Genomic DNA, 10892 nt, shown 5'->3' on the forward strand with positions numbered 1-10892 from the left:
GTCAGCCAATTCTCCCGACGAAGTACCCTACAGGCGGCAGCGCCAGCGCAGTTTCTCCGAGAACACCGCCAAGAACGCCGGCGACGTCTACGGCAAGAACCGTTATCTCGACATCGCTGATCTCGGCCGGCAGCGTCCAGTTCGCCGGCTCACCGGCGAAGTTGAAGACGCATAGCAAGTTCTCGTTTTCGCGCTGACGGATGAAAGCAAGCACATCGCCCTCCGCCCCTAGGAACCGGATCGAGCCGGCGATCAGCGCCGGATGGCGCTTGCGCAAGGCCAGCATCGAGCGATAGGCGGCAAGGACAGAACCGTCCTCGCCCTCCTGCACATCGACCGCGCGGGCGCGATGCGACGGCGGTACCGGCAGCCAGGGCTTGCCCGCGGAGAAGCCACCATTTTCGGCCCCGGCCTCCCACACCATCGGGGTGCGGCAGCCGTCCCTGCCCTTCACGCCCGGCCAAAAACGGACGCCCAGCGGATCGCGCAGGTCCTCATAGGCAAGCTCGGCTTCCTCCAGCCCAAGCTCCTCGCCCTGGTAGAGGCAGATCGAGCCGCGCAGGCAGGACAGCAGCGCGATCGCGAATTTCGCCACCGCATCAGGATTTTCGCCCGGCTGCGTCCAGCGGCTGACATGGCGCATGACGTCGTGGTTGGAGAAGGCCCAGCAGACCCAGCCGTCGGCAACCGCGTTCTCGAACGCCTCGACGCAGCCGCGCACATGGGCGGCCGAGAATTGCGGGCCGAGCAGGTCGAAGGTGTAGCACATCTGCAATTTGTCGCCGCCGGAGGTGTAGGCGGCGAGCGTCTGCAGCGAGCGCTCCTCATCGCCCACTTCGCCGACGGCGGCACGGTCCGGATATTCGTCGAGCAACGCGCGGAAGCGCTTCAGGAAATCGAGATTCTCGGGGCGCGTCTTGTCGAAGAGATGCTCCTGGAAGGCGTAGGTGGTGGTGGCGACGTTGGTGCCGGCGACGCTTGAAGCCAGCGGCGGGTTGTCGCGCAGCCAGCGGTCGTGGACATAGTAGTTCACGGTATCCAGCCGGAACCCGTCAACGCCGCGCTCCAGCCAGAAGCGCACGGTGTCAAGCACCGCATCCTGCACCTCCGGATTGTGGAAATTCAGATCCGGCTGCGCGGCCAGAAAATTGTGCATGTAGTATTGCCGGCGGGTGGCGTCCCACTCCCAGGCCGGCCCGCCGAACAGCGACTGCCAGTTGTTGGGCGCACTGCCATCCGGCTTGGCGTCGGCCCAGACATACCAGTCCGCCTTGGCGTTGTCACGGCTGGCGCGGCTCTCGACAAACCATTCGTGCTTGTCGGACGAATGCGAGATCACCTGGTCGATGATGAGCTTGAGGCCGAGCCGGTGCGCCTCGGCGACCAGCGCGTCGAAATCCTCCAGTGTGCCGAACATCGGATCGACATCGCGATAGTCCGACACGTCATAGCCCATGTCGGCCATCGGCGACTTGAAGAAGGGCGAGAGCCAGACGGCGTCGACGCCGAGCGAAGCGACATGGGCAAGACGCGACGTTACCCCCTTGAGATCGCCGCTGCCGTCGCCGTTCGTATCCTGGAAGGAGCGCGGATAGATCTGGTAGACCACGCAGCCGCGCCACCATTCGGCATTCCCACCAGCCATTACGAACCCTTCCCGGCGTGGGCGTTTCCGGCCGCCCTGCGCTCGATCATGAAATTGATGGTGCGGCCGGGCAGCGGCCGCGCAAGGTCGATCGCCTGCGTCTTGATCGCCGAACGCCACTCGTAGCCATCTCGCGGCGGCAAGGTGAAGACGCATTGGCGGCGGTCGCCATTGACCATGACGGCAAGGCGACCGCGCTGGCTATCGCCGAGGATCATGACGAGGCGGTGACGGCCGGGATCGTTCCAGTCGGCCTCGCCGAGCGGTGCGCCGGTTTCGGTCAACCACTCGACGTCCGGGATTTCCATTCCGTCTGCAGCTTTGCCGGTCAGGAAATTCGTGTCGGATAACGGCGGAAAGGCACGGCGCAGTTGCGCAAGCGCTGCTGTGTACCGCTCCAGCGCCCGGTCGCGGCCGGCCCAGTCGAGCCAGGTGATGGCGTTGTCCTGCGCATAGGCGTTGTTGTTGCCCTTCTGTGTGCGGCCGAACTCGTCGCCGGCGGTCAGCATGATGGTGCCGCGCGAGGCAAAGAGCGTCGCAAGCAGCGCGCGCTGGTCACCGAAGCGGGCCTTGGCGATTTCGGCGTCATCGGTCTCGCCCTCGACACCGTTGTTCCACGACAGATTGTCATTGTGGCCGTCGCGATTGTGCTCGCCATTGGCCGCATTGTGCTTCTTCTCATAGGCAACGATGTCGGCCAGCGTCATGCCGTCATGCGCGGCGATGAAATTGACGCTGCGGCTCACCGGCTGGCCCGCCCTGCCGAAGACATCGGAGGAGCCGGCAAGCCGCGTGGCTAAAGCGCCGATCGCGCCCGTGTCGCCGCGCCAAAAACGCCGGACGTCATCGCGATAGCGGTCGTTCCATTCAAGGTATGGCGGCCGGAAATTGCCGAGCTGGTAGCCGGTCGCGCCAATATCCCATGGCTCGGCGATCAGCACGCGGTCGGCGAGCACGGGGTCGCCGGCGATGGCTTCGAGAAGCGGCGCCTCCGGATCGAACGTGCCGTCAACGCGGCCGAGCACCGGCGCCAGATCGAAGCGGAAGCCGTCGACGCCGGCATGGCGGACGAAATGGCGCAGCGTGTCGAGCACCATCCTCTGCACGACCGGGTGGTCGCAGGCGACGGTGTTGCCGGTGCCGGTGTCATTGGCCAGTCGGCCGTCCGGCATGTGCCGGTAATAGGTCCGGGCGTCGAGGCCGCGCAGCGACAGTGTCGGCCCGAGCCGGTCGCTTTCGCCGGTGTGGTTGAAGACGAGGTCGAGGATCGTGCCGATACCCGCTTCACGCAGCGCCGCGACGGTATCGCGCAATTCGCTCAGGCCGTCCGGAGCCAGGCGGGGATCGAGCGCCATGAAGGTGACGGGATTGTAGCCCCAGGCATTGTTCAGCCCCAGCGGCGGCAAATGGCGCTCGTCGATCGAGGCCGTGATCGGCATCAACTCGACGGCGGAAACGCCGAGACGCTTCAGATGCTCGACGACAGCCGGATGGGGAAGCGCCGCGATGGTGCCGCGCTGGGCCTCGGGGACGTCCGGATGCAGCCTGGTGAAGGAGCGGACGTTCAGTTCGTAAATCAGGCCGCCGGGCCGGAACAGCGGCGGCTGGGGCGGCTGCGGTTTGGGCAGGGAATGAGCAATTGCCTTCGGCATGAGCGGCGCAGTGTCGGCGCCTTCATTGCGTTTGGCGGCCAGCCTCCAGTGATATTGGTATGGACGATCGACCTCGACGGCATACGGATCGATGAGAAGCTTGTTCGGATCGAACCAGAGGCCGCGCTCCGGCGCATAGTCGCCGTCGGCGCGAAAACCGTAACGCGTGCCGTCCCCAAGGCCGGTGACAAGGAGTGCATGCACGCCCTCGCCTTCCGGGTTGAGTTCCAGCCGGTCGATCTCGCGCGTGCCGCTGTCGTCGAAGAGCGAGACCCAAAGACGTCTGGCCGATGAGGAGCAAACGGCAAAGCGGATGCCTTCGGGAGTGATGCTGGCGCCGAGGGTCATGCGGGCCTCTCCCCTTCTCCCCTTGTGGGAGAAGGTGGATCGGCGCGCAGCGCCGAGACGGATGAGGGGCGTTGGAAGGAATGAGGCGTCGATGCTCTGGACACGGGTTTGCGCCAAGCTGGAGCACCCCTCAACCGTCCGAACTTCGCTCGGCCACCTTCTCCCACAAGGGGAGAAGGGGAAATCCTCACCACTTTCAAGTAATCACGCTCGGCTTGTTGCGACCGGTGTGGCTCTTGATGCCGGCGATGTCGTCGGCGGCGGCGATGAGGTCGGCGAGCGCTTCCTGCGTGTCGAGGTCATGCCTCGCCTTGTCGGGCTCGTAACGCTCGATATAGACGCGCAGCGTGGCGCCGGAAGTGCCGGTGCCGGAGAGCCGGAACACGACGCGCGAGCCGCCCTCGAACAGGATCCTGATGCCCTGGTGTTTGCTCACCGAGCCGTCGACCGGGTCGTGATAGGCGAAGTCGTCGGCGCTGGCGATCTTCATGCCGCGCACGCTGGTGCCGGGCAGCGAGCCGAGCTTGGCGCGCAATTCGTCGACCAGTGCGTTGGCGCGGTCTGTCTCGACCTCCTCATAGTCGTAGCGCGAGTAATAGTTGCGGCCGTAGCTTTCCCAGTGCTTGGTGACGATGTCCTTGCAGCTCTCGCCCCGCGCAGCGAGGATGTTGAGCCACAGAAGCACGGCCCACAGCCCGTCCTTCTCGCGCACATGGTTGGAACCGGTGCCGGCGCTTTCCTCGCCGCAGATCGTCGCCATGCCGGCGTCGAGCAGATTGCCGAAAAACTTCCAGCCGGTCGGCGTCTCGTAGATGCCGACGCCGAGCTTCTCGGCGACGCGATCGGCCGCTCCGCTGGTCGGCATCGAGCGGGCGATGCCCTTCAGGCCTTCCTTGTAGCCGGGCGCCAGATGCGCATTGGCGGCCAGCATCGCCAGAGAATCCGAGGGCGTTACGAAGATGCCCTTGCCGATGATCAGGTTGCGGTCGCCGTCACCGTCGGAAGCGGCGCCGAAATCCGGCGCGTCCGGCCCCATCATCTCGTCATAGAGATGTTTGGCATGGACCAGGTTCGGATCGGGGTGATGGCCGCCGAAATCGGGCAGCGGCTTGAAATTGCGGCAGGTCCCGGCCGGGGCGCCGAGCCTACGCTCGAGGATCTCCTTGGCATAGGGGCCGGTCACCGCGTGCATGGCGTCGAAGCGCATGCGGAAGCCATATTTGAAATTCGCGCGGATGGCGTCGAAGTCGAACAGGCTCTCCATCAGCTCGGCATAGTCCTTGACCGGGTCGAACACCTCGACCGTCATGCCGCCGGCTTGGAAGGTGCCGATCGTGTCGATGTCGACGGTGCCGATGTCGGCGGTCTTGAAGCTCGAGATCGTCTTGGACTTTTCGAAGATCGCGTCGGTGATCTTCTCCGGCGCAGGGCCGCCGTTGCCGGCATTGTATTTGATGCCGAAGTCCTCGTGCGGGCCTCCCGGATTGTGGCTGGCCGACAGGATGATGCCGCCAAAGGTCTTGTATTTGCGGATGATGTTGGACGCGGCCGGCGTCGACAGGATGCCGCCCTGCCCGACCATCACCTTGCCGAAGCCGTTCGCAGCGGCCATGGCGATGGCCGTCTGGATGACCTCGCGGTTGTAGAAACGGCCGTCGCCGCCGATCACCAGCGTCTTGCCCTGAAAACCTTCCAGCGCGTCGAAGATCGACTGGATGAAGTTCTCGGCATAGTGCTCCTGCTGGAAGACAGGCACCTTCTTGCGCAGGCCGGAGGTGCCGGGCTTCTGGTCGGTATAGGGTTTGGTAGGGACGGTTTTGATCATGCCTCAGGCAGCCCTTTTTGAAAGCAGCAAGCGATAGAGTTCGACATATTTCTCGGCGCTCTTGTCCCAGGAAACGTCGGCCTTCATGCCCTGGCGCTGGATCGAGGCCCAGGCGGCGGGTCTGGCATGCGCTTCGACCAGGCGGCGGATGGCGTGCAGGAGGGCGCCGCCATTGTTCGGCGCGAATTGGAAACCGGTGGCGACGCCTGCCGAAAGCGCCGCCTCGTTGGCGTCGATGATGGTGTCGGCGAGGCCGCCGGTGCGGGCGACGACCGGCACGCAGCCATAGCGCAATCCATAGAGCTGGGTCAGCCCGCAAGGCTCGAAGCGTGAAGGGATGACGATCGCGTCGCAACCGCCCTGCATGATGTGGGAGAGCGCCTCATCATAGCCGATGACGACGCCGACGCGGCCGCGATGCCGCGCGGCCCCGGCAAGCAGCGAGCCTTCGAGGCCGGCATCGCCCGAGCCCAGAACCGCCAGTCGTGCTCCGCGCTGAACGACGCCGTCGACCACGGCAGCCAAAATGTCCATGCCCTTCTGCCAGGTCAGACGGCTGACCACGCAGACGATCGGGCTGTCGTCAGGCTCGAGGCTGAAGCGGTCCTCCACGGCCTTGCGGTTCAGGGCGCGCGCTTCCAGCGTCTCGGCCGAGTAGTTGGCGACCAGGTGCTTGTCGGTCGCCGGGTTCCAGATGTCGACATCGATGCCATTGACGATGCCGTAGAGGTCGACGGCGCGCATGTTGATCAGGCCGTCGAGGCCCATGCCGAATTCCGGCGAGCGGATTTCCTGCGCGTAGGTCGGGCTCACCGTGGTGATCGCCCAGGCGGCCTGCAGGCCGGCCTTGAGGAAGCCGACGCCGCCATAATATTCGACGCCATCGAGCTGCATCGCCACGCCCGGCAGGCCGAGCTCGCCGAAAATGCCGGAGCCGAACTGTCCCTGAAAAGCAAGATTATGCACGGTGATCAGCGACGGCACGCCGATCGCATTGCCGTAGCGCATGTAGGCGAGCGTCATTGCCGACTGCCAGTCATGGGCATGCACGAGGTCTGGCTGGTAGCCGGAGATCGCGCCGCCGGCGATGTCGCCGCCGACCTGGCTCAGCGCCGCGAAGCGCCGCCAGTTGTCGGGCCAGTCGGAGCCGGAGGCGGTACCATAGGGCCCGCCCTGGCGGTCGAAAAGATGCGGCGCGTCGAGCACGAAGAGCTCAAGCTCGCCGATCTTGACGGCGTGAACCGAAGCCTTGCCGCCCTGCAGCAGCGGGTACTGATAGACGGCCTTCTTTTTCTTGAAAGCGTCCATCACCACCGGATAGCCGGGGATGAGCGTGCGCATCGCCACGCCCTTGCTGGCGAGCGCGATCGGCAGGGCACCGGTCACGTCGGCAAGCCCGCCGGTCTTGATCAGCGGGAAGATTTCGGGCGTGACGGACAGAACCTGCATGCGCCTAAGATCCACGGCTAAAGTGACAGCTTGTTGATCAGACTGACAACTTGCCGATCAACCCTATCAGGTTGACAGCTTGTTGATCATATCCTGAGTGATCAGGCAGATGCCCTTTTCCGAAACGCGGAAGCGCTTGGCGTCGAGTGCCGCATCCTCGCCGACCACCAGCCCCTCCGGGATGTGGACGCCATGGTCGATGACGACGCGCTTGAGGCGCGCGTTGCGCCCAACCTGAACGTCGGGCAGCATCACCACTTCCTCGAGCTTCGCATAGGAATTGATGCGCGCGCCGGTGAAGATCAGGCTGCGGCGCAGCGATGCGCCGGAAACGATGCAGTCGCCGGACACCAGCGAGGAGATCGCCTCGCCGCGACGGCCGTCCTCGTCATGCACGAATTTGGCCGGCGGCTTCAATTCGGCATAGGTCCAGATCGGCCAATCCCGGTCGTAGAGATCGAGTTCGGGCGTGACATCGGTCAGGTCGATATTGGCTTCCCAATAGGCGTCCACCGTCCCGACGTCGCGCCAGTAAGGCTCCGACTCGTGCGAGGAGCGGACGCAGGATTTGGCGAAGCGGTGGGCGATCGCCTTACCGTGCTGGACGATGTAGGGGATGATGTCCTTGCCGAAGTCGCGGCTGGATCCTGGCTCGGCCGCGTCGCGGCGCAACTGCTCCATCAGGAACTTGGTCTTGAAGACATAGATGCCCATCGAGGCCAGCGCATGGTCCGGCTTGTCCGGTATGCCGGGCGGGTCGGCGGGTTTCTCGATGAAGGAGATGATGGTGTCCTTCTTGTCGACATGCATGACGCCGAAGCCGGTCGCCTCCATGCGCGGCACTTCGAGGCAGCCGACGGTGACATCGGCGCCGGCATCGACGTGCTGGCGCAGCATCAGCTCGTAATCCATCTTGTAGATGTGGTCGCCGGCTAGGATGACCATGTATTCGGGGCCATAGGCCTCGATGATATCGATGTTCTGGTAAACCGCATCCGCCGTGCCCTCGTACCACTGCGTTTCCGAGACGCGCTGCGAGGCGGGCAGGATGTCGAAGCTCTCGTTTCGTTCGGGGCGCAGGAAGTTCCAGCCACGCTGCAGGTGGCGGATCAGCGAGTGCGCCTTGTATTGGGTGGCGACGCCGAGACGGCGAATGCCGGAGTTGAGCGCATTGGACAGCGCAAAATCGATGATGCGCGTCTTGCCGCCGAAATAGACGGCGGGCTTGGCGCGCCGGTCGGTCAGCTCCTTGAGGCGGCTGCCGCGGCCGCCGGCCAGCACATAGGCCATGGCATCGCGCGCCAGCGGCTGGGTTCTCTTGATCTCTGCCATCGTTTGCCTCCCTCCTAAGCTGTCCGGACCTTTGCTTCGTCCGCGACGAATTCCAGCATGATCGTCGACAGCGGCGGCAAGAGCATCGTCGCCGACGTGCCGCCCCCTTCCCCGCTCGCCACGGTCATGCCGCCATTGCCCATGCCGGAGCCGCCATACTCGGCGGCGTCAGTGTTGATGATCTCGCGCCACTCGCCCGCCTTCGGCAGCGGCACGCGATAGTTCTCGCGCGGCACCGGCGTGAAGTTGGAAATGACGGCGATCGGGTTGCCGTCCGGCGCGCTGCGCAGCCAGGCAAAGACCGAATTGTCGCGATCGTCGACGATCAGCCAGGAGAAGCCTTCCGGCTCGCAGTCGCGCGCATGCAGCGCCGGGCGCGAACGATAGAGGTAGTTCAAGTCCCGCACTGCCTGCCGGACGCCGCGGTGCGGGGCGTGCTCCAGCAGATTCCAGTCGAGCGCGCGTTCCTCGCTCCACTCGCGGCGCTGGGCGAATTCCTGGCCCATGAACAGGAGCTTCTTGCCGGGATAACCCCACATGAAGGCGTAGTAAGCGCGCAGCGTGGCGAATTTCTGCCAGTCGTCGCCTGCCATCTTGTGGAGCAGCGTGCCCTTGCCGTGCACGACCTCGTCATGGGAGAGCGGCAGGACGAAATTCTCGGAGAAAGCGTAGACAAGGCCGAAGGTGATGTCGTTGTGATGGTGCTTGCGGTAGATCGGCTCCTTGGAGAAATACTCCAGCGTGTCGTGCATGAAGCCCATGTTCCATTTGAAGCCGAAGCCGAGCCCGCCTTCATGCACCGGCTGCGATACCTTCGGCCATGAGGTCGATTCTTCGGCGATCGTCATCACCCCGGGATGATGGCCGTAGAGCTCCTTGTTCATCTTCTGCAGGAAGCTGACCGCCTGCAAATTCTCGCGCCCGCCTTTCTCGTTGGGGATCCACTCGCCTGACCTGCGCGAATAATCGAGGTAGAGCATCGAGGCGACAGCGTCGACGCGCAAACCGTCGACATGGTATTTTTCGGCCCAGAACAGCGCGTTGTTGACGAGGAACGACACCACCTCGCGGCGGCCGAAATTGTAGATGGCGGTATTCCAGTCGGGGTGAAAACCCTGGCGCGGGTCGGCATGCTCGTAGAGCGCGGTGCCGTCGAACTTCACCAGCCCATGCTCGTCGACGGGGAAATGCGCCGGCACCCAGTCGAGGATGACGCCGACGCCGGCACGATGCGCACCGTCGACGAAGCGGGCGAAGCCATCGGGATCGCCGAAGCGCGCGGTCGGCGCATAAAGGCCGGTCGTCTGGTAGCCCCAGGACGGATCGTAGGGGTGCTCCGAGATCGGAAGGAACTCGATATGGGTGAAGCCGGTTTCGACCACGTAAGGAATCAGCTGCGCGGCGAGCTCGTCCCAGGTGAGGAAGGTGCCGTCATCGCGCCGCTGCCACGAGCCGGCATGGACTTCGTAGATCGAGATCGCCTCGCGCCGCGGATCGGCCTTTTGCCAGAAGCTGCGATGCGCCTCGTCGCCCCATTGATGCGCCATCGGCGGCGCCGTCACCGAAGCGGTCGCCGGGCGCAGCTCGGACTCGAAGGCGAACGGATCGGCCTTGAGGGGCAGGCGCACGCCGTCCGGACCGATGATCTCGAACTTGTAAGGCTGGCCGGCGCCGAGGTCCGGAATGAACAGCTCCCAGATGCCGGTGTCCTTGCGGTCGCGCATGGTGTGCCGGCGGCCGTCCCAGTCGTTGAAGGCGCCGACCACCGAGACGCGCCGGGCGTTGGGCGCCCATACCGCGAAATGCACGCCGGTGGTCCCCTCATGCTCGATGATATGGGCGCCGAGCTTGTCGAAGAGCCTCAGGTGTGAGCCCTCCGCCATGTAGTAGTCGTCCATCGGGCCCAGCACCGGGCCGAAGGAATAAGGGTCGGTCAGCCACCAGTCGCCGCCGGCATTCCTCGCGTGATAGCGCAACGGCTGACGCTTGCGGATCGAAAGCTTGCCCTCGAAGAAGCCGGCATCGTTGCTGCGCACGAGTTCCCCGGCTTCCTTGCCGGTGAGCGCATAGGCGGTGACGCATTCGGCATTGGGTACGAAGCAGCGGGCGACAAAGCCCTTGCCGGCCGCGTGCACACCCAGAATTGCAAAGGGATCGCCATGCGTTCCGGCGACAATGGCCGCGACATCGCCGGCTGGCGCCAGTCCGTCCGGCCCGCTTGTTGCAGCGGTCGCGCGCGGCTTCCTCATCAGGCGGCGTCCCTCCCTGGGAACTATTCTGGTTTGTGCATATGTTGGCCCAAAACGGCTAGGCACTTTTGGGCGACATGCACGTCCACGTTGTCGGCAGCCTCATGCAATCACATCAGACAGGTACGTTCCAGATTTCTTTCGCGTATTGGCGAATGGTGCGATCGGACGAGAACCAGCCGACGCGGGCGACATTGCGGATGGCGCGCGCGTACCAGTCGGGACTGTTGCGCCAGACATCGTCGACCTCGCGCTGGCAGGCGGCGTAGGAGTCGAAATCGGCCGCCACCATGAACCAGTCGCTCTGATAAAGGCCGTTCATGAGGTCGCGGTAGCGGTTGGGATCGTCAGGCGAGAAGACGCCGGAGGAGATCGCCGACACCGCCTGCGAC

Annotated in this window: 7 protein-coding genes; all 7 read right to left on the reverse strand. The window is 64.6% G+C overall.

The window, feature by feature from the left end; all coding sequences use genetic code 11:
- Position 1 precedes the first annotated feature (1 nt).
- A complete protein-coding gene (locus tag EOA49_RS07875; protein ID WP_127243109.1) occupies positions 2-1645 on the reverse strand; it encodes an alpha-glucosidase family protein in 1644 nt (547 codons plus the stop codon).
- The gene (gene glgX, locus EOA49_RS07880; protein ID WP_127242170.1) at positions 1645-3645 is read right to left on the reverse strand and encodes a glycogen debranching protein GlgX; all 2001 of its coding nucleotides are present in this window, start codon (positions 3643-3645) and stop codon (positions 1645-1647) included. Before glgX ends, EOA49_RS07875 begins: the two co-directional genes overlap by 1 nt.
- A 196-nt stretch (positions 3646-3841) precedes the next feature.
- Entirely contained in the window at positions 3842-5470 is a 1629-nt protein-coding gene (locus EOA49_RS07885) for an alpha-D-glucose phosphate-specific phosphoglucomutase (RefSeq protein WP_127243110.1), read from the reverse strand.
- A gap of 3 nt (positions 5471-5473) precedes the next feature.
- The gene (gene glgA / locus EOA49_RS07890; protein WP_127241980.1) at positions 5474-6919 is read right to left on the reverse strand and encodes a glycogen synthase GlgA; all 1446 of its coding nucleotides are present in this window, start codon (positions 6917-6919) and stop codon (positions 5474-5476) included.
- Between the two features lie 66 nt (positions 6920-6985).
- Complete coding sequence (gene glgC, locus EOA49_RS07895; protein ID WP_067327922.1) at positions 6986-8251, reverse strand: glucose-1-phosphate adenylyltransferase; 1266 nt, start codon at positions 8249-8251, stop codon at positions 6986-6988.
- 14 nt (positions 8252-8265) lie between these two features.
- Complete coding sequence (glgB, locus tag EOA49_RS07900) at positions 8266-10500, reverse strand: 1,4-alpha-glucan branching protein GlgB (RefSeq protein ID WP_127243111.1); 2235 nt, start codon at positions 10498-10500, stop codon at positions 8266-8268.
- 115 nt (positions 10501-10615) lie between these two features.
- Positions 10616-10892: glycogen/starch/alpha-glucan phosphorylase (locus tag EOA49_RS07905; RefSeq protein ID WP_164749199.1), on the reverse strand; the 277-nt coding region annotated here is incomplete at its 5' end.

This window comes from Mesorhizobium sp. M1A.F.Ca.IN.020.04.1.1 (assembly GCF_003997315.1).
Taxonomy (GTDB): domain Bacteria; phylum Pseudomonadota; class Alphaproteobacteria; order Rhizobiales; family Rhizobiaceae; genus Mesorhizobium.